At 63.8% G+C, this 22,423-nt stretch carries 20 protein-coding genes and 2 tRNA genes; 14 read left to right on the top strand and 8 right to left on the bottom strand.

The window, feature by feature from the left end:
• The first annotated feature begins 12 nt into the window (after positions 1-12).
• Together lspA and ispH are read left to right on the top strand one after the other, a co-directional pair.
• On the top strand, positions 13-519 hold the full coding sequence (gene lspA, locus ACR9ZH_RS03780) for a signal peptidase II (RefSeq protein ID WP_481289420.1): 507 nt from the start codon (positions 13-15) through the stop codon (positions 517-519).
• Positions 520-702: 183 nt separating this feature from the next.
• Positions 703-1,644: a 4-hydroxy-3-methylbut-2-enyl diphosphate reductase gene (gene ispH, locus ACR9ZH_RS03785; RefSeq protein ID WP_481289421.1), complete on the top strand. Its 942-nt coding sequence runs from the start codon at positions 703-705 to the stop codon at positions 1,642-1,644.
• 86 nt (positions 1,645-1,730) lie between these two features.
• Here the strand turns inward: ispH and ACR9ZH_RS03790 are convergent, their stop codons facing one another.
• Positions 1,731-3,167 (bottom strand): catalase, encoded by a 1,437-nt coding sequence (locus tag ACR9ZH_RS03790; RefSeq protein ID WP_481289422.1) that lies wholly within the window; start codon positions 3,165-3,167, stop codon positions 1,731-1,733.
• 282 nt (positions 3,168-3,449) lie between these two features.
• Between ACR9ZH_RS03790 and ACR9ZH_RS03795 the strand changes: the two genes are divergently transcribed.
• Both ACR9ZH_RS03795 and ACR9ZH_RS03800 read left to right on the top strand, forming a co-directional pair.
• Positions 3,450-3,525, top strand: a tRNA-Thr gene (locus ACR9ZH_RS03795).
• Positions 3,526-3,969: 444 nt separating this feature from the next.
• Positions 3,970-4,728, top strand: a complete 759-nt coding sequence (locus ACR9ZH_RS03800; RefSeq protein ID WP_481289423.1) for a DUF3800 domain-containing protein — start codon at positions 3,970-3,972, stop codon at positions 4,726-4,728.
• Positions 4,729-5,020: 292 nt separating this feature from the next.
• On the opposite strand, the gene ACR9ZH_RS03805 is transcribed toward ACR9ZH_RS03800, so the two are convergent.
• On the bottom strand, positions 5,021-5,419 hold the full coding sequence (locus ACR9ZH_RS03805) for a Rap1a/Tai family immunity protein (RefSeq protein ID WP_481289424.1): 399 nt from the start codon (positions 5,417-5,419) through the stop codon (positions 5,021-5,023).
• 302 nt (positions 5,420-5,721) lie between these two features.
• A complete protein-coding gene (locus tag ACR9ZH_RS03810; protein ID WP_481289425.1) occupies positions 5,722-6,162 on the bottom strand; it encodes a GFA family protein in 441 nt (146 codons plus the stop codon).
• A gap of 51 nt (positions 6,163-6,213) precedes the next feature.
• Between ACR9ZH_RS03810 and ACR9ZH_RS03815 the strand changes: the two genes are divergently transcribed.
• On the top strand, positions 6,214-6,771 hold the full coding sequence (locus tag ACR9ZH_RS03815) for a GNAT family N-acetyltransferase (RefSeq protein WP_481289426.1): 558 nt from the start codon (positions 6,214-6,216) through the stop codon (positions 6,769-6,771).
• A gap of 7 nt (positions 6,772-6,778) precedes the next feature.
• Here the strand turns inward: ACR9ZH_RS03815 and ACR9ZH_RS03820 are convergent, their stop codons facing one another.
• A complete protein-coding gene (locus tag ACR9ZH_RS03820) occupies positions 6,779-7,039 on the bottom strand; it encodes a hypothetical protein (protein WP_481289427.1) in 261 nt (86 codons plus the stop codon).
• Between the two features lie 118 nt (positions 7,040-7,157).
• Entirely contained in the window at positions 7,158-7,340 is a 183-nt protein-coding gene (locus ACR9ZH_RS03825) for a hypothetical protein (RefSeq protein ID WP_481289483.1), read from the bottom strand.
• Positions 7,341-7,523: 183 nt separating this feature from the next.
• Here ACR9ZH_RS03825 and pilV point away from each other — a divergent pair, with 183 nt between their 5' ends.
• The 9 genes from pilV to ACR9ZH_RS03870 all read left to right on the top strand — a co-directional run bounded on the left by pilV (position 7,524) and on the right by ACR9ZH_RS03870 (position 17,495).
• Complete coding sequence (gene pilV, locus ACR9ZH_RS03830) at positions 7,524-8,027, top strand: type IV pilus modification protein PilV (RefSeq protein ID WP_481289428.1); 504 nt, start codon at positions 7,524-7,526, stop codon at positions 8,025-8,027.
• 11 nt (positions 8,028-8,038) lie between these two features.
• Positions 8,039-9,166: a PilW family protein gene (locus ACR9ZH_RS03835; protein WP_481289429.1), complete on the top strand. Its 1,128-nt coding sequence runs from the start codon at positions 8,039-8,041 to the stop codon at positions 9,164-9,166.
• A gap of 2 nt (positions 9,167-9,168) precedes the next feature.
• Positions 9,169-9,852 (top strand): pilus assembly PilX family protein, encoded by a 684-nt coding sequence (locus ACR9ZH_RS03840; protein ID WP_481289430.1) that lies wholly within the window; start codon positions 9,169-9,171, stop codon positions 9,850-9,852.
• A gap of 19 nt (positions 9,853-9,871) precedes the next feature.
• Positions 9,872-15,400, top strand: coding sequence for a pilus assembly protein (locus tag ACR9ZH_RS03845; RefSeq protein ID WP_481289431.1), 5,529 nt, complete (start codon positions 9,872-9,874; stop codon positions 15,398-15,400).
• Entirely contained in the window at positions 15,400-15,828 is a 429-nt protein-coding gene (locus tag ACR9ZH_RS03850) for a type IV pilin protein (protein ID WP_481289432.1), read from the top strand. The genes ACR9ZH_RS03845 and ACR9ZH_RS03850 overlap by 1 nt, the downstream gene beginning before the upstream one ends.
• Positions 15,828-16,250, top strand: coding sequence for a DUF4124 domain-containing protein (locus ACR9ZH_RS03855; RefSeq protein WP_481289433.1), 423 nt, complete (start codon positions 15,828-15,830; stop codon positions 16,248-16,250). Before ACR9ZH_RS03850 ends, ACR9ZH_RS03855 begins: the two co-directional genes overlap by 1 nt.
• A complete protein-coding gene (locus ACR9ZH_RS03860) occupies positions 16,250-16,846 on the top strand; it encodes a GspH/FimT family pseudopilin (RefSeq protein WP_481289434.1) in 597 nt (198 codons plus the stop codon). Before ACR9ZH_RS03855 ends, ACR9ZH_RS03860 begins: the two co-directional genes overlap by 1 nt.
• A gap of 47 nt (positions 16,847-16,893) precedes the next feature.
• Positions 16,894-16,968, top strand: a tRNA-Val gene (locus ACR9ZH_RS03865).
• Positions 16,969-17,165: 197 nt separating this feature from the next.
• A complete protein-coding gene (locus tag ACR9ZH_RS03870) occupies positions 17,166-17,495 on the top strand; it encodes a lipid-A-disaccharide synthase N-terminal domain-containing protein (RefSeq protein ID WP_481289435.1) in 330 nt (109 codons plus the stop codon).
• A gap of 103 nt (positions 17,496-17,598) precedes the next feature.
• Here ACR9ZH_RS03870 and metH read toward each other — a convergent pair whose 3' ends face one another.
• From metH to ACR9ZH_RS03885, 3 genes are read right to left on the bottom strand one after another with little or no spacing between them, the layout of a single operon-like run.
• The gene (gene metH / locus ACR9ZH_RS03875) at positions 17,599-20,298 is read right to left on the bottom strand and encodes a methionine synthase (RefSeq protein WP_481289436.1); all 2,700 of its coding nucleotides are present in this window, start codon (positions 20,296-20,298) and stop codon (positions 17,599-17,601) included.
• On the bottom strand, positions 20,295-21,377 hold the full coding sequence (locus tag ACR9ZH_RS03880; RefSeq protein ID WP_481289437.1) for a homocysteine S-methyltransferase family protein: 1,083 nt from the start codon (positions 21,375-21,377) through the stop codon (positions 20,295-20,297). The genes metH and ACR9ZH_RS03880 overlap by 4 nt, the downstream gene beginning before the upstream one ends.
• Positions 21,374-22,318 (bottom strand): ArsR/SmtB family transcription factor, encoded by a 945-nt coding sequence (locus ACR9ZH_RS03885; RefSeq protein WP_481289438.1) that lies wholly within the window; start codon positions 22,316-22,318, stop codon positions 21,374-21,376. The genes ACR9ZH_RS03880 and ACR9ZH_RS03885 overlap by 4 nt, the downstream gene beginning before the upstream one ends.
• Positions 22,319-22,423 lie beyond the last annotated feature (105 nt).

Raw genomic sequence — 22,423 nt, forward strand, 5'->3', positions numbered from 1 at the left:
ATGGCTTCCTGAATGACCGTACGCCCCAAACCCAACGCGCTGTCCTGGCTGTGGCTCGCCGCCGCCATGATCGCGCTCGACCAGTTGACCAAGTGGTGGGCGCTCACGGCCTTGCAGCCGGCAGAGACGCCGCATCCGGTGATCCCCGGCATCCTCAACTGGACCCTCACCTTCAACACGGGCGCCGCATTCAGCTTCCTGGCGGACAGCGCCGGCTGGCAGCGCTGGTTCTTCGTCCTGCTGGCCGTGGGGGTCAGCGCGACCCTGGGTGTCTGGCTGTCCCGCACGCCGCGCGGCGACTGGCGCACGGCCGCGCCCCTGGCCCTGATCCTCGGCGGTGCCCTGGGCAACGTGATCGACCGCCTGCACGCCGCCAAGGTCACCGATTTCATTCAGGTATTCCTCGGCAGCTACCCCTTTCCCGTGTTCAACGTCGCCGATTCGGCCATCAGCGTCGGCGCGGTGGCCTTGGTCGTGTTCAGCATGTTCGGCGGGAACCCGAAGCCGGTTTCGCCCTGAAACCCGGCAACTCCTGGAAATCCGGATCTTGTGCGGGAAGCGGCCTTGGCCGCGAACGGGGCTTGCGGCATGGCTCCGTTTGCGCGCCAGCGCGCTTCCCACAGGCGCTCATGCGATAATGGGGCGGTTCCGGCGTCAGACAACGCCCCCATGCTGAGGCCCCAGTGGCCCTCCGAGGTCCCCTTGGACATCCTCCTCGCCAATCCCCGCGGTTTCTGCGCCGGCGTCGATCGCGCCATCGCCATCGTCGAGCGCGCCCTCGAGTCCTATGGCGCGCCCATCTACGTGCGCCATGAGGTCGTCCACAACCGCTATGTCGTGGAGCGCCTGCGCGCCGACGGCGCGGTGTTCGTCGAGGAGCTGGATGAAGTGCCGGATGGCTCCACGGTGATCTTCAGCGCCCACGGCGTGCCGAAGTCCGTGCGCGAGGAAGCCGACCGCCGCCGCCTCAACGTGTTCGATGCCACCTGCCCGCTGGTGACCAAGGTGCACATGGAAGTCGCGCGGCTCGGCCGCGCCGGTCACGACGTGGTGCTGATCGGCCATGCCGGCCATCCTGAGGTGGAAGGCACCATGGGCCAGTGGAACCCGACCAACAGCGGCAGCATCTACCTCGTCGAATCGGTGGAAGATGTCGAGGCGTTGCAGCCCCGCCAGCCGGACAAGCTCGCCTTCGTCACCCAGACCACGCTGTCGGTGGACGACACCATCGCCATCATCGGCGCGCTGCGCGCGAAGTTCGCGACCATCGAAGGGCCGCGCAAGGACGACATCTGCTACGCCACGCAGAACCGCCAGGACGCCGTGCGCCGCCTGGCCGACGCCGTGGAGCTGGTGCTCGTCGTCGGCTCGGTCAACAGCTCGAACTCGAACCGCCTTAAGGAACTGGCCGAGAAGCAGGGCGTCACCTCCTACCTCATCGACGGCGCGGAGCACATCGAGCGCAGCTGGCTGGAGGGCAAGTCGCGCATCGGCGTCACGGCCGGCGCATCGGCGCCCGAGAAGCTGGTGCAGGAAGTCATCGCCCGCCTGCAGTCCTGGGGCTCAGGCACCGTCCGCGAACTGGACGGCGAGGCCGAGAACATCACCTTCGCGCTTCCGAAGGAACTGCGGATGGCCGGCTGAGGCCGGCCCGCATCGCCCAGGCGGCGTCCGCGGGACGCCGCCCCTGCATCGACAGGCAATGCGCACGCGGTGCGCGCGCTTCCCGGTCAGCCCAATTTAGCGATCGCTTCCGCCACGCCGCGGCCGTAGTCCGGATGACAGGCCGTGCAGTTGGCGATGTGCCGCTGCACCACCTGCGCGGATGCACCCTTGATCGCCCTAGCGGTATTGCCGAACAGCGCCTCGCGCTGGGCAGGCGTCATCATCTCGAAGAGCTTGCGTGGCTGGGAGAAGTAGTCCGTGTCCTCGCGGTGGTTCCAGCGCTTCGCCACGGCCTCGCCCAGGTCCAGCGGCGGCTCGGAATAATCCGGCTGCGCCTGGAGGGCGCCATAGCTGTTCGGCTCGTAGCTGGTGGACCCGCCGCCGTTGCCGTCGACGCGCATCGCGCCATCGCGATGGTAGCTATGGACCGGGCAGCGCGGGGCATTGACCGGGATTTGCGCGTAGTTCACACCCAGGCGGTAGCGCTGCGTATCGCCATAGGAGAACAGCCGCCCCTGCAGCATCTTGTCGGGCGAGAAGCCGATGCCCGGCACGATCACCGCGGGTGCGAACGCCGCCTGCTCGATGTCCTGGAAGTAGTTTTCCGGATTGCGGTTGAGCTCCATCACGCCCACTTCGATCAGCGGGTAGTCTGCATGCGGCCACACCTTCGTGAGGTCGAACGGGTTGTAGGGCGTGTTCGCGGCTTCCGCCTCCGGCATCACCTGGACATACATCGTCCACCGCGGGAACTCGTTGCGTTCGATGGCCTCGTAGAGGTCGCGGTGATGGCTCTCGCGATCGTGCGCCACCACGGCGGCCGCCTCGTCGTCGCTGAGGTTCTGGATGCCCTGCTGGGTCTTCAGGGTGAACTTGACCCAGAACCGCTCATTGTGGGAATTGATGAAGCTGTAGGTATGGCTGCCGAAACCATGCATATGCCGGTAGGACTTCGGCACGCCGCGCTCGCTCATCACGATGGTGACCTGGTGCAGCGCCTCGGGGAGCAGGGTCCAGTAGTCCCAGTTGTTGTTGGCGCTGCGCAGGCCGGTACGAGGATCGCGCTTGATCGCGTGGTTGAGGTCCGGGAACTTGAGCGGATCGCGGATGAAGAACACCGGGGTGTTGTTGCCGACGAGGTCCCAGTTGCCTTCCTCGGTGTAGAACTTCAGCGCGAAGCCGCGGATGTCGCGCTCCGCATCCGCCGCGCCGCGCTCTCCTGCCACCGTGGAAAAGCGGGCCACCATCTCCGTGCGCTTGCCGACCTCGGAGAAGATCTTCGCGCGTGTGTAGCGGGTGATGTCGTTGGTGACGGTGAACGTGCCGAACGCACCCGCGCCCTTGGCATGCATGCGCCGCTCGGGGATCACCTCGCGGTCGAAGTGGGCGAGCTTTTCCAGGAACCACACGTCCTGGAGGAGGGCGGGCCCGCGCGGCCCCGCGGTCATGGTGTTGTTGTCGTCGACGACGGGTGCGCCGAAGGCGGTGGTCAGCTTGCTCATGCTCGTACCTTGCAGGGGGGGGGCGCGGATGCGCGGGTGACGGAACGGTAAGCGCGGGCCGGCTATTTAGGAAATTCATTCTTACGAACGAGTCGATAGGGGTCGGCTATGGATGATCGGTCCGTCTCTACGCGGGCGATGATCCCGTCGGGAACGACGGAAGGCTTGGAAGATCCTCCGTCCGCGTGAAGCGCCGGACGGCGGCACCTCGAGCTGCGGTCGCCGAATCGGAGCGCTCCCTTCTTGCGCACCGTCGCGCGGTCCCCTAGAATTCCGCTTCTCGCCGGAATAGCTCAGTTGGTAGAGCGCGTCATTCGTAATGATGAGGTCGTAGGTTCGATTCCTATTTCCGGCACCACGAACATGTCCAAGGGCGTCCACACGAGTCCATCGGCGGCAACTAAACCAGCGGAAACGCTGGTTTTTTTGTGCCAAGACGTCCAAGGCCGTCCACCTGCATCCATCTCAGCGTGTGAGTACCGATGTGAGTACAGTCCGCGAAACCGACCTCGCCAGGACTCTGTACTCACAATGCCCGCGCTGACTGACACCAAACTCCGATCGCAGAAACCCCGGCCGGCGGTCTATCGCGTGGCGGATATGGAAACCCAAGGGGTACAAGGACCGGTCGTAGTCGGTGCCGAGATACGCTCGCTGATATTCGTGCGAGTAGGCCAAGCGGTGTGAGGGGGAAGCCTACAGACGTTACCCCAAGCGAAATCCAAAATGTTCGCCGGAGCTATGAGACCCTCGCCACGGGGAGAACGATGGAATGCACGGGCTCATCTGAAGGGAATCCTCGATGTACCTTATGTATGTGGACGAAAGCGGCGACCCTGGATTAGTGGACTCGCCTACGCCAATTTTTGTCCTGACTGGACTGGCGATTCATGAGCTTCGATGGCGTGACGCCATGTCGGAGATCGCGGAGTTCAGGCGAAAGATGCGAGATAAGTTCGGGCTAAAGATCCGCGAGGAAATCCACTCTTCGCCCTTCATCAACAAGCCGGGCGAGTTAGTTCGTATTGCCCGGAACGATCGCCTGGCGATACTTCGCCATTTCGTCGATACCATCGCCAAGTTGCCGGACATTTCTCTCACCAGTGTGATCGTTGATAAGGCCGGAAAGCCAGAAGGCTACGACGCCCACGAGAAGGCTTGGCAGGCGCTTCTACAGAGATTCGACAACACCCTATCGCACCGAAATTTTCCCGGCCCAGCGGCGCGGGATGAGCGCGGGATGATCGTCGTAGACGGCGACCAGTCGGGGCGACTTGTCAAACTGGTCCGTAAAATGCGGCACTTTAATTATGTGCCGAGCAACTACGGACCAGCGAGGAATCTTCCCACCCGCTCAGTTATCGAAGATCCTGTATTCAGGGACAGCAGGCACTCTATGCTGATCCAGGCGGCTGACGTGGCCGCCTATTTCCTCTATCAGCAGGAATCGCCAAACGCCTATATGCGCAAGTCAGGCGGAAAGGCTTACTTCGGACGCCTCGAACCCATTCTCAACAAGCTCGCTGCGCGAAACGATGCGCAAGGCGTCGTTCGACTATAAAAAAGGGACGCCACAAGGGCGTCCCGGGTGGGTCCTACTACGCAGACTGGCTGCGCCTCAGACCCAAGGGTGATAGTACTCTTTACGCGCGTAACGTCAAGTTCGGCGCCCCGATGTCTACGCCTACTTTCAAAGACTTATATGCGAATCGGACGATTCAATGCGGCTTCGGCGCCATTGGACGGCCATGGCGCTACGCGAGTCAGGCGCGTCCGGACCACTCCCACGCACCTCCGTCGGCCCGTGGGCTGCTCGCCGCTGTGCGCCCAACGGGCGTCCGATCAGGGACGGGTTACTTCGGGGTTTTGAGGCACGGATAGGCTTCGAGGAGCGCGTTTGCAACGACGTAGGTGGCGGCGATGGATCTGTCGCCGGGCTTGGCGTCGATGTGCTTGAGGATCGTTCGGGATAGTGCGACGTTCGACAAGTTTGCGGGCATGCAGCTCGTGTCCTTCTTGTCGATGACCCGCTGGATCATGATCCCGTCCCATACGCCCAGGACATAACCCAGGCTCTGCGCCATCGCGAAATCCTTGGCCTCATCCGGGGCCGGCGGATGTCCCTCGACGGAATCGACGAAGCGCTTGAGCGATATGTAGAGGTCATCGCCGGTGTCGTTGGACGCCCGCACGGGCGCCGACGCTAATGAGACTACGGCAGTCAAGATCAATGCCCGGCAAACTATCTTCATGGTCGCTTTCCTGGCAGGTCGATCCCGCTTTAGCGGCCTCCGTGAAACTTCCTTGAGGATAAGCGCCGTGCGCCCACCTCCAAGCCCACCCAGGGAGACATTCATCAGCGTTTGCGCTTAGAACGGCATTGTCTGCCCGTTTCACGCTGCTATAATCGCCGTCCTGGGCGCTCAATGGCTGTGGGATCGGCTTCGTTTCCCACCCCAGGCACCACCGATTGCCTCCCGAACTGCCGCTGCGCGGTCCCGGAGAAAGCAAAGAAACCCGCTCTCGCGGGTTTTTTTGTGCCTTCGGAACCGGTTCAGAGAATTCCAAGCGCCACCGCGAGCTCGTTCATCGCCGGTGCCTCGGGCCACGTGGGTACGCCGGGAGGGAGCGCGATCCAGGCCTGCTTGCGGCGCGTCCACATGTGGGCGACGCAGTCCAGTTCGTTGCTGCGATCCAGCGTGCCCGCCCGCAGCACGGCGAAGCCGTGGCCCGTGTTCGTGTTGTAGACCCTGGTGTGGCAGGTGGGGCAGATGCGCTGGCGCGACACGCGGCCCTGCGAACCCTCGAGTTCGAAGATCGTCACCTCGCCGGTCACCGTCAGCACATTTTCGGGCAGCACGCAGCTCTGGCTGAAGGCGACGCCGGTCCAGGTCTGGCAATCCAGGCAGTGGCAGGCATAGCTGGGCGGCAATGTATCCATGGCGAGCTCATATCTCACCTGACCGCAGCGGCAGCCGCCGGTAATCGTGTCCAATGGGAACTCCTGGGGTTGCAGGGACGGTCCGAGTCCGCCGAGGATACCGCAATGGAAATTCCTGAATTCACGCCTATCGCCACACCCCGCCTGCGTCTGGACAAGCTCGTGCCGGCCGACGCACCGATCCTGTATGCCTACCGTGGCGACGACGCCGTCGCGCGATTCCAGGGCTGGAAACCCGCCGAGCCGGCGGAGGCCGAAGCCTTCATTGCGAAGCAAGAGCGGCAGGCGTTCGCGGTGCCGGACAGCTGGTTCCAGCTCGCCATCCGCGAAGAGCCATCGGGCGAACTGGTCGGCGACCTCGGCATCCACTTCCCGCGCAGCCCTATCGATGCCGTGGAATTCGGCGTCACGTTGAAGCCGAAGCGGCAGGGCAGGGGATATGCCCGCGAAGCCTTGAGCGCCGTCCTGGATCTTGCCTTCGGTAGCTGGGGTTATCGCCGTGCGACAGGCTCCGTGGACCCGCGCAACGTAGCCAGCATGGCCCTGCTGCGTTCACTGGGATTCCGTCAGGAAGCGCACCACGTGGAAAGCTGCCTCGTGCGGGGCGAATGGACGGACGACGTGATCTTCGCCCTGCTGGCGCGCGAGTGGCCGCAGCGGTGAGACGCCGCTAGGCCATCGACAGCCGCGCCATGGCCGCGGCCGTGGGCGGTGGCAGATGTCGCAATGGCGCATCGGGGATGAAGCGCCAGTCGCCGAGACGGCGCGGCAGGCGCGCCGAGGGATGTCGGTCGCGGAGGTCGCGAACGGCCTCTTCGGGCAAGTCGTAGCGGCCGACCTCTACGTCGTTGCGCAGGGCGCGCCAGCGGTGGCCGTGGCGGACGATGCGGAATGGGGCTTCGGGTGACGAAAAGATATACTGCGCGAGCACGGAACGAACTCCCTGTTTAGCCCGCATATTGTTCCCGCGCTTTCGTGACCGCTGCGTTATGCGGAGGCGACGCCGTCGTGTCTTCCAAGCACGCGGCGTCGCGTCGGTCGATGACGGTTCAGTCTGGTGCTTTCGCTGGCACGAAGGGCGAAACCGGGTCACTGGCCGGGAAGGTTTCTTCCAGCGCCTGGTCCTGGTTCTCGTCGGCGTGGTGCTTGCGGTTCTTCTTTTCGGCCTCGGTTTCCTCATGTTTCGGTTGGCCGTGGTCGGGGTGGTTCACGTCCTGGCGGTCGTGGGTCATGGTGAATTCTCCTTTGAATGGGTGCGGGACCATGGAGCAACGAAGACTGTGAAATCCGGGTCGCGGGCGGGTGGATGCCGTCCGTCGGCATTTTCTGACCGCTAGTCGGCTTTGGCTTGCCCAGGCCCGCTCCCGGGTCGATCCTCCAGCGTGTCGGATAGGGTCCGGCGACGGGGGTACAGGGTGGTTCATCGGATATCGCGCGGGCGCGCCGGCGGCGTCTCGCTCATCGAAGTTATGGTCGCGGTCCTGGTGTTCAGCATCGGGTTGCTGGGCATTGCAATGCTGCAGATGCGCGGAGCGCAGTTCACCAAGGAGTCCGGTTCCAGGACCAGCGCGATCATCCTCGCGCGCAGCCTCGCTGAATCGATGCGGGCGAATCCTAAGGGAGCGATCCCTGAGTCCGGAGACAGTGCCTATCTCTACGACGGTAAGACCACGTACACCGACGCCGACTGCGCATCCACGACCCTGGACACGCCGATAGCGGTCGCCAAGCGAGATCTGGCCTGCTGGCAGCGGGCACTGGCGAAAAGCCTGCCGGCACCCGCTGCGGGCCATAGCGTGGCGACCGTCACGCGGGACGCGAATCTCGGGACGCTTGTCATCAAGGTGTCTTGGGCGGGCGTCGCCGATGACGAAAGCAGCGACGCCACCCAGACCTATAGCTTCAGTTACCTGCAATGAGGAGCGATCGAATGCCGCTTTCCGGTCGGTCCAACCGTGGATTCTCGCTGGTTGAACTCATGGTTTCCCTGGTTATTGGCCTGATCGTCGTCGCCGGGCTCATCAGCGTGCTCATGGCGAATCGGCAGGCGTTCACGCTCCAGCAGAGCAATAATTTCAATCAGGAAAACGTGCGGTTCGCCGCCTCGCGGCTGGCGTGGTCCCTGCGCATGGCGGATTTCTGGGGCGGCGTGAAGCCGGACATCATCAGCCCCACTACCAACCTCGCAGGCATTGGTGGCGACGGTTGCGACGCGGCGTGGGTCCTGAATGTGGGGCCCGGAAAGCAGAACGGGATTTTCGGATACGACGGTGGCGACACTTTCCCTATTCCCAACTGCGTCGACGACGCCAATTATGTCAAGGGCTCTGATGTCGTGGTGGTCAGGTACGCCGATACCACGGGCTATGATCCCGACAAGGGCGCAGATACACCGGCGTTCGATTCCACCGATCCCAACGTGGTGCCCAACCAGACGAGCATCTTCGTGGTCTCTGGCGTGGGACAACAGGCCGCGCTCTTCCGTCGCGGCGACGCGGTTCCCAAGTCCACGTTGACGACGGCCACGGGCCGGTATGTCTATCCGTTCCAGTTAGAGATGTATTACCTCCGGCCCTGCGCCGATCCGGGTGCCAACGGCATCTGCGATTCGAGCGATGATGGCGGCACACCGTCGCCTTCCCTGGTGCGCATGCGGCTGGATGCCACGGGCAAGCCGCTTTCCGAGGTCGTTGTAGACGGCATCGAGGAACTGTCGTTCGAATATTCCTGGCTGGCCGGCCCGGACCAGGAGCATCTCCACCCAGTGCCTTTCGCAAAGGCTTCCGACACCCAATGGCCAACGGTGACGCAAGTCCGCGCCAGCTTCGTCGCCAGGTCGACTACGCGAGACACCCGCGTTCCTCATGGCGACACGTTCGTCGTTTCGCCGCATTGCGCGTATACCATCGCGAACGATGGAGCGGTCACGTATCCGGAAACCACGGATACCAATCTCTGCAAGGACCAGCCGGAAGGCACGTATGGCGACAACCCTCAGCAGTACACGCGCACCTTGAGCTCCCAGGTCGTGCTGCTACGTAACCGGGTAAGGGGATGAACATGCGTATCCATTCCGCACCGAGTGCGCAGCGCGGTATTGCGCTCTTCGTAGGGCTCATCTTCCTTTTGGTGCTCTCCATAGTGGCCGTCATGGCCATGAAGGGCACGTTGGTGGAAATGCGCATGGTCACGAATTCCGCTCGCCACGAAGCGGCGTTCGAGGCATCGGAGGCCTTGCGGGCTGTACCGATCGCGCTGTTCGACGAGCATGTGTTCGCGCGCGGCTGGCCGTCGTCGTTCAACGGCGACGTGCCGGACTCAGAATTCACCTACTCGTCCGATATTCCCGCGGGGATGCTCGCCAAGGTGAAGGCCGCCCTGCAGAACGACTGTTCGGGCAAGGCGTCGCTCTTCTTCGGCACGCTCCAGCCAGCCTGCGGCAATTTGCCGAAGGAAACGCTGTACGACGCCACTACCTGGCACCCCGACATGGTAATCGGCATTTGCGACACATCGAGCGAATCCTGTAGCGCTGACGTGGGCGCGAAAGTGGCGGTGGTCCCCGATGGCACCGTGATGAAGGAAGGCGCAGGTGGGGCGCAGGCCGCGGGTTACCGCGGATTGGGCATCGGCGCTGCTGCGGGTGGTGCCGAAATGTATTTCGAAGTGAAGAGCGTCGCTACCGCGCCAGGCAATGGCGAGGCGACGACGCATACGCAATACCAGCAGACAATCCGCAACTGATCGCGTCCAGGACAGCCCGATGATCACCTTCCGCTTAAACCGCCACGGACTCCTGCTAGGCGCACTCGTCGCATTCCTGGGCGCAAGCTTCGGCGCGGCCCCTATGGCGAGCGCCACGGCCATCTCGAGCTCGCTGCAACAAGCAGGCGCTTATGCCGTCGATCCGCCGCTTGGCGTCGCCGGCGCGGCGCCGCTGGTCATGCTGAACCTGTCCCGCGATCACCAGTTGTTCTACAAGGCGTACAACGACTTCTCCGATCTGAACGGCGACGGTGCACTCGACACCACTTACAACAATAACCTGACGTATGCCGGTTACTTCGACTCCACGAAATGCTATGCATACACAAACAACATATTCGTGCCGAAAAGCATTACGGCTAATCACTACTGCACGAGCCAGTGGTCGGGTAACTTCCTCAACTGGGTCACCATGACGCGCATGGACGAGGTGCGCAAGATTCTCTATGGCGGCCTTCGTTCCACCGATACCAGCAGTACCACGGTGCTCGAGCGCGCGCATCTGCCGATGGACGCGCACTCGTTCTCCAAGTTCTACAACGGCACGGATATAGCCAAGCTTACGCCCTACAATCCCTCGACCACCCGGCCGACCCAGACGTTGAACTCCAGTTCGAACTTCGTCTACAGCAGCACGGGTACGCTCTCCGAAAACAATAAGACATATACCGTTCTCCGTCTGAAGGGCATAGACGGGACGCTGAAGCTGCAGGTTGGTGACCAGATAAGGATCTCGACCTCGACGTCGTCGGGTACCCTGGTCCTCGACGCGCCCGTCCGCTTCATCAATGACGGAGCAGACAAGAACTACGCGAAGGTGGCGGCCAATCGCGTGGAGCTCCGCGTGCAGGACGGCATGTTCAGCGGCTCTAGCCTGGGCACTTCGGCGTGCAATAGCGTCGCGACCTGCATGGCTACGCTCACCAGCACCTCGAAGTGGAACCTGACAAACCTTACCAGGACCGGCATCACTTTCTGCAACACCACTCCGAAGGGTAGCCAGAACAATCTGTCTCAGGGCGACGACGCGACGCCGAGGCTGCGCATGCAGACTGGCGACATGTCGCTCTGGGGTTCGAATGAAAGTCTGCAATGCCAGTGGGCGGAAGATAAAGCCAATTCGCAGAGCGGCTTCGACGACGGATTCCTGAGCAACGGCAACCGCGCGGCCTTCTCCGGCCTCGGCGCTTCCGCCGAGAATCCCCGGCAGGCCAACGGCGTGAGCGGTACTGACTGGGCCGAGCTGAACGTACGCGTCCAGGTCTGCGTCGCCGGCCTGATCGGCAACGAAAACTGCAAAAAGTATCCGGACGACCAGGCGACCAATCCGATCTACAAGCCCATCGGCCTCCTGCAGAAGTACGGGGAGTCAGGCAACATCAAGTTCGGCCTTGTCACGCCTAGCTTCGACAAGAATGCGTCAGGCGGTGTGGTGCGCGCGGCCCTGCCGGGCCCCGACCGGAATTCCGGAGACTTCATCGACAACGAAATCGACGCGTCGACCGGCGTCTTCAAGACGACGACAGATGCCAAGGGCATCATTTCGAACATCAATGCCTTGCGCATCTATGGCTACCAGTACGGTTCTGGCGACAATTACGGCAACGGTAACGGCTGTACTTATCAGCAGGTAGGCATTACCTCCGACTCGACGCAGGCGGGCAAGAACGGCCTCGTGGCGGAGGGCAACTGTTCGTCGTGGGGCAATCCCATGGCTGAGAGTTATATCGAAACGCTGCGTTACCTGTCCGGTGGCAAGTCGCCCAATCCGTCCTTCGTGCCGACCTCTACGGGAACGACGGAAGATGCGACGCTCGGCCTGACGGCGGTCACGAACTGGACCAGCCCGATCACGGAAGCCAACTTCTGCGCGGCGCTGAACGTCATCAATTTCAATGCGAGTTCGCTCTCCTACGATACCGACCAGGTCTCGGGGTTCGACGACCTCAACACGAAGAAGTCGGTGGGTGCCTGGACCAATCTGGTGGCGACGGGCGAGGGCATCACCGGCAAGAGCTGGTTCGTCGGTAACGCACCGGATGCCACGACGGGTGCCGATCTCTGCTCCGCCAAGGTCATCGGCGATCTCTCGGGAGTGCAGGGCATCTGCCCGGAAAGCCCGGCACTGAAGGGCGGTTACCTCATGGCGGGTGCGGCGTATGGCGCGCATATCAATCGTATTCGTGACCTCGGCAACGATCCGAAGACAGGCGATCCCATCGTTCCGGTGGAAGATCGCACCTCGCTGAAGGTCACGACCTTCGGTGTGCAGCTCGCCACCAATACGCCACAGATCCGCGTCCCGGTTCCGGGTGGCGGCGGCAAGTTCGTCACGATCATTCCGGCCTATCGTCTCACCCTGGGCACGGGCGTTGGCGGTGGCGCGCTGGTCGACTTCAAGGTACTCGACCAGCGGGTCACGACGATCAACGGAGTGGCGACCGCCACCGGCAGTTTCTACGCCGACTGGGAAGACAGCTTCGCCGGCGGCGACTACGACCAGGACATGTGGGGCATCATCAGCTACGCGATCACGAGCGATTCGGTAAGGATCACGACCAAGCCGGTGGCGGCGTCGACGAACAACGGCCAGGGCTTCGGTTACATCGTCTCGGGTACGACCAAGGATGGCCCTCACTTCCATTCCGGCATTTACAACTTCAACTACACCGACCCGACGTCTCCGACGATCGTCGATGCCAACGGCAATACCCTCAATAGCACCGACACCAGCAAGAAGGTCAACGCGAGCGGCGGCTGCCGGAACTGCACCGTCAGCGACCCGGCAACCACCGGTGTTTACGCGGTCGGCAGCAGTGCGGCAGGCACGCTGCAGGATCCGCTGCTCTATGCCGCCAAGTGGGGTGGATTCCGGCTGGATACGTCGAAGGCGGACGGCACGGACACGCCAGCCGATGACCTTGACCCGCTGGACACCAGCAAGTGGGATGCGGACAAGGACGGCGTTCCGGACAACTATTTCCTGGTAACTGACCCCGGCAAGCTCGAGACATCCCTCGATGCGCTGTTCCGTAAGATCCTCGCGAAGATCGCCTCCGGTACGGCGGCCGCCACGGTGGCAACGAGTTCCAATGGCACCGGCGTGACCTACCAGGCTTTGTACGAAGCCGAGCGGACCGACAACACCGGAAAGCGAGCCACATGGGCTGGTTCGTTGTCCGGTCTGTGGACCGATCAGTTTGGGCTGCTGCGCGAAGATGGCAACCACAACGGACAGCTCGACGATTACGTTACCGATCCGGTTATCCAGTACAGCTACCAGGCTGGCGGACAGAAGACCGTGGCGACCCGCTTCACCAGTACCGACCCCGATACCTTCGTTCCGGGTACTGGCACGACGATTGAACTGGCCGACATCCGCTCGCTCTGGAATGCCCGCAATCTCTTGTGGGATCCGGAATTGAAGACCGGCTTGAAGCGCGACTACAACACGGCTTTCAGCGATGCCTCGGGGCGCTACATCTTTACGTGGATCGACGCGAACCGGAACGGGACCGTCGACGCGGACGAGGTGCAGCCGTTCGCCTGGGACAGCACCGGCAGCACGTCGTTCAACTCGAACAACTATCGCTTCCTCAATACTGACAATGCCGCTGAAGCACAGAACATCGTCAGTTGGATCCGTGGCACGGAAGTCGCTGGTCTGCGCAATCGCACCGTCGACTACGGCACCGACGCCGGCCTGCTCGGGCGCGTGGCGCGCCTGGGCGACATCGTGAACTCGACGCCGCTGGTCGTCAGCGCACCCGCCGAAGCTTACGATCTGCTGTACAACGACACCTCGTATGCAGACTTCCGCAACAGCTACCGCAGCCGCCGTCAGATGGTGTACGTCGGTGCCAACGACGGGATGATCCATGCGTTCAATGGTGGCTTCTATAACACCAGCTGCCAGCGGTTCACCACGCAGCCGACCAACGCCATCTGTACGAAGGACAATCCGAACGCCACGGGCACAGTGACGGCGGCACGTACGGCGCATCCGCTTGGCGGTGAAGTCTGGGCCTACGTACCGGGAAATTTGTTGCCGCATCTGCGGTGGCTCGTCGACCCGAACTACAAGCATGTCTACTACGTAGACGGCAGTCCGCTCGCGTTCGACGTGAAGACCTTCCCCAAGGACACGGATCACGTCGAAGGGTGGGGTACAGTGCTCGTAGTGCCGTTCCGGCTCGGCGGAGGCACGATCAGCGTACCCACCTCGACAGATCCGAATTCCCCCAATACGTTTACGGGTGAATCCGCCTACGTGGTGATGGACATCACCAATCCCGAGAAGCCGCCGCGCGTTCTGGCTGAGCTGAGTTTCCCGGGCGCGCGCACGACGTCGCAACCGGCCATGGCGGTGATCCGCGATGTGCCGACCGGCGATCCGAACCAGTTCTTCCTGGCCATCGGCTCCGGCCCGACCGACGCGAAGCGCGTCGCGTCGAGCGCGAACCTGCGCGTCAAGATCTATAACATGAAGGACCTGACGGCCTCGGTGCCGGTGGTGTCGCCGACGACCATCGACCTTGGTGCCAGCGATACCAAGGCGACGAAGAGCTTCGCCGGCGATCTCATCGCATCGGACTTCAACCTCGATGGAAAGGCGGAAGCGATCTATTTCGGGAGCGTCTACGATCGGGGAACCAGCGAGTACGGCGGCCACTTCTGGAAGATCGCGATCAACGGCCAGCCCGACGCGACGAAGTGGGGGACGGCGACGGGCACCGGGAAGCTGCTGGATCTGACAGCGACGGACTCGCCCGACGGGCTGCCCGTGACGATTCGTCCCACGCTGGGTCGGAATGATCGTGGCGCGCCCATGGCGTTCTTCGGCACGGGGCGTCTGTTCACGACGGCCGATAAGACGACGGCTGCCCAGCAAAGGATCTTCGGCATCATCGATACGTCGCTCCTCACGGCAGACGACCCGCAGGGGAAGACGGCAGTGACGATGGGCAACCTGGTCAATGTGACGAACTTCAACATCTTCGGCGACAAGTCCGTCACAGGTATTCCTGCCGACAGCACCCTCGTACCGAAAGACACGACGACATTCGACGCCTTGTCGGCAGTGTTCGACAGCCCGTCCGTCGCGGGTTGGTACCGAAACCTGCAGATCAACGGACAGAATCCTTCAGAGCGCGTGGTAAGTGCCCAGGCCTTGCTTGGCGGATTGCTGTTGACCACAACTTACGTGCCTGGCACGTCGATCTGCACTGGGCTCGGCAATGCCTACCTCGTGGCCAACAACTACAAGACGGGTACGGCCGATCCCGGAGCAGCGATTTTCGGCACCGGCTCAGGCGGGCGTATCGAGGAGTCGACGTCGCTCGGTCAGGGCCTGCCTGCCCCGCCGAGCCTGCATTCCGGCAGCGCCGGCGAAGACCGGAACGGCAGCAAAAAGGTCACGGCGTGTACGCAGACATCGACGGGAGCCATCGTGTGCAAGGATGTTGCCACGTTGAAACCCGTGACCAGTGGCGAAACGTCGTGGCGCGAGCCACTGGGGAGCAAGTGATGATCGGAAGAACGCAGTACAGGACTGCTGGGGGCTTCACGCTCATCGAACTGGTGATCGTGGTCCTCATCGTGGCCATCCTTGCCGCCGTTGCCATTCCTTCGTACAGGAAATACATCATCCGGTCGCATCGGGTCGATGCACAGGCGGCACTGATCGACCTTGCGGCGCGGCAGGAGCGGTACTTCTATTCGAAGAACGCGTACACGGACAACCTTGCCGACCTCAACGCCACGAAGACGATGGCGGGGGACCGGTATGAGGTCGACGTTGCGGTCGCGACAAGCACGGCTTTCCGTGTTGAGGCGAAGGCACTGAACGATCAAGCGGCGCACGATCCGGATTGCCAGACGCTCACTCTCAACAACCTCGGCGCCCAGGGTTCGACGGGTACGAGGGCGAACGACCCTGCCTGCTGGAGCAAATGATGAAAATTTCGCTCGGGCCCCGGCTTGCCTTGTTCCTCCTCGCGACGGCGGGCGCGGCCGGGGCGCAATCCGTGAGCGTGTACAAATGGACCGACGCCACGGGAACGGCTCACTATACCGACCAGCCTCCACAGGGGCGGACTGCGACGCGGATGACCGTCAAGGGCGGAACGGAGGCGGTCGCCGCCCCTGCCGCTCCACCGCCTGCCGACGAAGCCAAGCTCGACAAGGCGGAGTCGGCGGCGAACAGCCGTAACTGCGACGCGGCGCGGGCGAATCTTGCGACGTTGTCGAGCGGTGCCATGCTCGTCGACAGTACCGATCCCACAGCATCTCGCCGGTTGCGGCCGGATGAGGTCGAGGCAGCGCGCCGGACTGCGCAGGCAGATGTCGAGACGTATTGCGGCGCGGGGAAGAAGTGATGCGCCGCCGGCATTCATGCGGGTTCACGCTCATCGAGCTAGTGGTGACGGTTACGGTTCTGGCAGTCCTGGCAGGGCTCGCCGCACCGTCGTTCATTGATTTCATGCATCGGAATCAGGTCGCTTCGCAGAGCAACCAATTCCTGGGCACACTTCGGCTTGCAAGGACCACCGCGATAACTCGCGGGACGTTCGTTTCGATCTGCCCGACGCTCGATGCGGCCGTAGATAATCCGGTGTGCGCGGCGTCTGCGGATTACGCCACAGGGTACCTCGTCTATACCTCCACCGCGCCGGCGAAGGAGTTCACGGCCGGGGATGAACTGATCAAAGTGTCCCAGGCCACGCCGGCTGTCTCCTTGCGCGCTCCGAGCGCCAGCAAGGTGCTGACCTTCAGCGCGCGGGGCGCCTCGACGGCCGGCACGGTGAGCCTGTTTCTCTGTGCGCGTCGGGGCAGCGAGGCGATTGGCGAGAGCACCATGCGCGTCTCGGGCAGGCGCTTCGACATACAGGCCTCGGGCAGGGCGGGCCTGGTGGAACTCCCCACGAGCGCCAGTTCCGACGCGGCGGCCGGTTACTGCACACCGGCATCGTAGGCGATTGACCAGGTGCGGAAAGGCCTGTAAAATGCGCGGCTCGCGATGGGCGGTTAGCTCAGCGGTAGAGCACTGCCTTCACACGGCAGGTGTCACAAGTTCGATCCTTGTACCGCCCACCATCGAATCCCGAAAGCCCGGCCAACGTGCCGGGCTTTTTCTTCGTGTGGGAGCCGCGTCGGCGGCGACGCGCCCGCGGCAAGGGTGCCCCGCTGCCGCGGGATCGCCGGCATAGCCGGCTCCTACAACCCAGCCGCTAAGCCGCCATCAAGCCCCGATGCTTACAATGAGCGGCCTCGCTCGCCCCTTGGACACCGTCATGCATGAAGCCCTAGCCGACCTCCACCTGCTCACCCTCACGCCCTGGAAGATCATCGGCCTGCTCGGCACCTTGCTCTTCACGGCGCGCTGGTTCGTCCAGTTCTACGCCACGAAGAAGAACAAGAAGGTCACCGTGCCGATGTCGTTCTGGTACCTGTCGGTCTTTGGCAGCGTGCTGACCCTGGCCTATTTCATCTGGGGTAAGAACGACTCCGTGGGCATCATCCAGACCGCGTTTCCGATGCTGGTGTCGTTCTACAACGTGTTCGCCCACCTGAAGCACCGCAACCGCCAGGAGACGGTGAAGCCGGGCGGTGCTGAGGACTGAATGTAGGAGCGCGCCTTGCGCGCGACCGCTTTTGAGGCGGTGAGCGACAGAGTCTGCCGCTCTTCGCGAAAAGCGGTCGCGCGCAGGCGCGCTCCTACAACCATCAATCGGGATCGTAGTCGAGGTACGGGGCCAGCCAGCGTTCGGCTTCCGTGCGGTCCCAGCCCTTGCGCTTGGCGTAATCCTCGACCTGCTCGCGGGTGAGCCGGCCCACCACGAAATACTGGCTGTCGGGGTGTGAGAAGTACCAGCCCGAGACCGCCGCCGTGGGATACATCGCGAAGCTGTCGGTGAGCTCGATGCCGGTGCGCGCGGTGGCGTCCAGCAGTTCGAACAGCGTGCGTTTCTCCGAATGCTCGGGGCAGGCGGGGTAACCGGGGGCTGGGCGGATGCCGCGATACGCTTCGGCGATCAGCGAATCGTTGTCGAGCGCCTCGTCCGGCTCGTAGCCCCAGAACTCCTTGCGCACACGCTCGTGCATGCGCTCGGCGAAGGCCTCGGCCAGGCGGTCGGCCAGCGCCTTGAGCAGGATGGCGGAGTAGTCGTCGTGCACGGCCTCGAAACGGGCGACATGCGCGTCGATCCCGATGCCGGCCGTCACCGCGAAACCGCCGATCCAGTCCTCGACGCCGCTGTCGCGCGGCGCGACGAAGTCGGCGAGGCAGAAGTCCGGACGTTCCACCGGCTTGTCCGCCTGCTGGCGCAGATGGCGCAGGGTGGCGAGCGGTTTGCGCTTGCCTGTACCCGGTTCGGCGTAAACCTCGATGTCGTCGCCGTGCTGCGCCGCCGGCCAGAATCCGATCACGCCACGCGCGGTCAGCCACTTCCCCGCGATCAGCTGGTCGAGCATCGCCTGCGCGTCGGCATACAGTTCGCTTGCCTGCGCGCCGACGACCTCGTCGGTGAGGATCGCGGGGAACTTGCCGGCCAACTCCCAGGCGTTGAAGAACGGCGACCAGTCGATGTACCTGCGCAGTTCCGCCAGGTCGTAGTCGTCGAACACGGTGATGCCGGGGGTTCGCGGCACCGGCGGCCGGTACGCCTGCCAGTCGCCCTGGTAACGCTGCGCGCGGGCCTTGGCCAGCGGAACCAGCTGCTTGCCGGCGCCACGGTTCCGGTGCCGCTCGCGCACTTCCGCGTATTCGGCCTTCACCTTCGCCATGAAATCGTCCACCAGCTCCTTGCTCACGAGCGACTGCGCCACGCCCACGGCACGCGAGGCGTCCTTCACCCAGACCGTCGGCGACTTGTAATGCGGCTCGATCCGCAGCGCCGTATGCGCACGCGAGGTGGTCGCGCCGCCGATCATCAGCGGCACGTGGAAGTCCTGGCGCTGCATCTCGCGCGCCACCTGGCTCATCTCTTCCAGGGACGGCGTGATGAGGCCGGAGAGGCCGATGATGTCGGCGTTCTCGGCGCGCGCCGTGTCGAGGATCTTCTGCGTGGGCACCATCACGCCGAGGTCGATCACCTCGAAGTTGTTGCACTGGAGCACCACGCCGACGATGTTCTTGCCGATGTCGTGCACGTCGCCCTTCACCGTGGCGAGCACGATCTTGCCGTTGTTCTTGCCCGCGTCGCCGGTGCTGCGCTTTTCTTCCTCGATGTAGGGGATGAGGTGGGCCACGGCCTTCTTCATCACGCGCGCGGACTTCACCACCTGGGGCAGGAACATCTTGCCGGCGCCGAACAGGTCACCGACCACGTTCATGCCGGTCATGAGCGGGCCTTCGATGACGTCCAGCGGGCGGCGTGCGGCGAGGCGCGCTTCCTCCGTGTCCTCGACCACGAACTGGTCGATGCCGTGGACGAGGGCGTGGGTCAGGCGATCCACCACGGGCTTCTCGCGCCACGCGGCGGTCTCAACGGCCACCTCGCCCTTGCCGCCCTTGTAGCGCTCGGCGATCTCGAGCAGGCGTTCGGTAGCGTCGGCGCGGCGATTGAGCACCACGTCCTCGACGCGCTCGCGCAGCTCTTCCGGCAGGTCGTCGTAGATGGCCAGCGCGCCGGCGTTGACGATGCCCATGTCCATGCCCGCCGCGATCGCGTGGTACAGGAACACCGAATGGATCGCCTCGCGCACCGGGTTGTTGCCACGGAACGAGAACGAGACATTGGAGACGCCGCCCGACACATGGGAAGAGGGAAAGCGCTTCTTCAGTTCGCGCGTGGCCTCGATGAAGTCCACGGCGTAATTGTTGTGTTCCTCGATACCCGTGGCGATGGCGAAGATGTTGGGATCGAAGATGATGTCTTCCGGCGGGAAGTCCAGCTCGTTCACCAGCAGCTCGTAGGCGCGCGAGCAGATCTCGACCTTGCGCTCCTTCGTATCCGCCTGGCCGGCCTCGTCGAAGGCCATGACCACCACGGCGGCGCCGTACTGGCGTACCCGGCGCGCGTGCTCGAGGAAGGCGGCCTCGCCTTCCTTCATCGAGATGGAGTTGACGATGCCCTTGCCCTGCATGCAACGCAGTCCGGCCTCGATCACGCTCCACTTCGAGGAGTCGACCATGATCGGCACCCGCGCGATGTCGGGTTCGGAGGAGATCAGGTTGATGAAGCGGGCCATTGCCGCCTCGGAGTCGATCAGGCCCTCGTCCATGTTGATGTCGATGATCTGCGCGCCGTTCTCCACCTGCTGGCGCGCGACCTCCACCGCTTCCTCGTAGCGGCCTTCCTTGATCAGCTTGCGGAACTGGGCGGAGCCGGTGACGTTGGTCCGCTCGCCCACGTTGATGAAGTTGAGGTCCGGCGTGAGGACGAGCGGTTCGAGGCCGGAGAGGCGCGTGTATCGGATGCTCATGCGGCTTGCGCTGTGTCCCTGGGGGCGCGCGGCGCGTACGGCGCCACGGCGGCGACGATCGCCGCGATATGGGCAGGCGTGGTGCCACAACACCCGCCCACGATGTTGATGAGGCCGTCGGCGGCGAAGCCGCGGATGGTCTCGGCCATGCTTTCCGGTGTCTCGTCGTATTCGCCGAAGGCGTTGGGCAGCCCCGCGTTGGGGTGCGTGCTCACGGCGCTGCCGGCGATGCGCGCGAGCATCTGCACGTGCGGGCGCAGGTCCTCGGCGCCGAGCGCGCAATTCAGGCCCACGGACAGCGGCTGGATATGCTCCACCGAATAGAAGAACGCCTCGGCGGTCTGGCCCGACAGCGTGCGGCCCGAACGATCGGTGATCGTGCCGGAGATCATCACCGGCACGCGGGCGCCGAGCTCGTGGAACAGTTCGCTCAGGGCGAACAGCGCGGCCTTCGCGTTCAACGTGTCGAAGATGGTCTCGACCATGATCGTGTCGGCGCCGCCTTCGATCAGTGCGCGCGCGGACTCGATGTAGTTCGCCTTCAGCTCCTCGAAGGAGATGTTGCGGAAGCCCGGGTCGTTCACGTCGGGCGAGATCGAGGCGGTACGGCTGGTCGGGCCGAGCACGCCGATGACGAAGCGCGGCTTGTCCGGCGTGCGCGCGGTCATCGCATCGCAGGCTTCACGGGCTATACGGGCGCCTTCGCGGTTGAGCTCCGGTACCAGGTGCTCTAGGTGGTAATCCGCCTGGCTCACGCGCGTGGCATTGAAGGTGTTCGTCTCGATGAAGTCCGCGCCGGCCTCGAGGTAGGCCATGTGCACGCCGCGGATGATCTCCGGCTGGGTGAGCAGCAGCAGGTCGTTGTTGCCCTTCAGGTCGCACTCGCCCGGGTGGTCGTGCCCATGCTCGTGCGTGCCGTCGCGTCCGCCGGCGAAGCGCTCGCCGCGGTAACCGGACTCGTCCAGCTTGTGACCCTGCAGCATGGTGCCCATGCCGCCGTCGAGGATCATGATGCGTTCGGCGAGGCCCTTTTCGATAAGGGCGACGCGATCGGGATGCAGCCAGGGCAGTTGGCTCATGATGCATGCTCCAGGGAAGGCTTGCGTGCTAGCAGGCTGATGACTTCGAAATGTGGCGCGCGCCGCTCGCGGCTCAGGCGTTCGCAGCTGACCACGTCCAAGCCAGCCTTCTTCGCCATGGCCGTGAGGGCGTCGCAGCTGAAGCCGAGGTTGCGATGGTCGAAGGGTTCGACGACGGCGCGATGGTCGTGTTCGCCAAGGGTGGAAGCGAGTACCCGGCCGCCCGGTTTCAATACCCGGGCTACTTCGTCGAAGACCTTCTGCGGCGCGGTCGAGTAGGTGAGCGCGTGCAACAGCAGGACGAGATCGAAACGCTGGTCACCCAGGTCCAGCGCATGCATGTCGCCGGTGCGGACTTCGACGTTGGCGAAGCCGGCGAGACGCTGGCGCGCCGCTTCGACCACGCGCTCCGAGCTGTCGACGCAGACAATGGAATGCGCATGCGGGGCGAGCAGTTCCGCCGTGACACCATCGCCGGACGCGATGTCCAGCACGTCGCCGGTGGCAAGCAGTTGGAGCAGGGAGCGGGCGAGGGTCTCCCAGGTGCGGCCAGGGGAATAATGGCGCTCCATGTCACCGGCGACGGTGTCGGCCCAGCCTTCCGCGCGGGCGCGCTGGGCCAGCACAGCGGGCAGTCGCTCGGCGTCCTCGCGGAGCAGGGCGTCGCTGAGAGTGTCGCGCAGGGAAGCCACCAGGGCGGCAAGGGTGGGATCCGCCTCGGCGTTGGCCCGATAATAGGCCGACACCCCCGCGCGTCTGTCGCGTACCAGCTCGGCCTCCTTGAGCTTGGCGAGATGGGTGGACACACGCGGCTGGGCCAGGTGCAGCACGGCCGCCAGTTCCGCCACGGTCAGTTCCTCGCGATCTAGCAGGGCGAGGAGGCGGACGCGGGTGGGATCGGCCAGGAGCCGGAGCGCCGTGGAGGCCGTCGACAGGTCCATCCAACATCCTTATATCGCGATACAGAGATACGTAGGATGCGGCCGACAAGGCCGAGCGTCAAGACCGGATGTTGCAGTGCAGGGCGGCAAGGCAGCGCACGGCCG

The organism is Luteibacter sp. SVR4-7G (genome assembly GCF_056755555.1).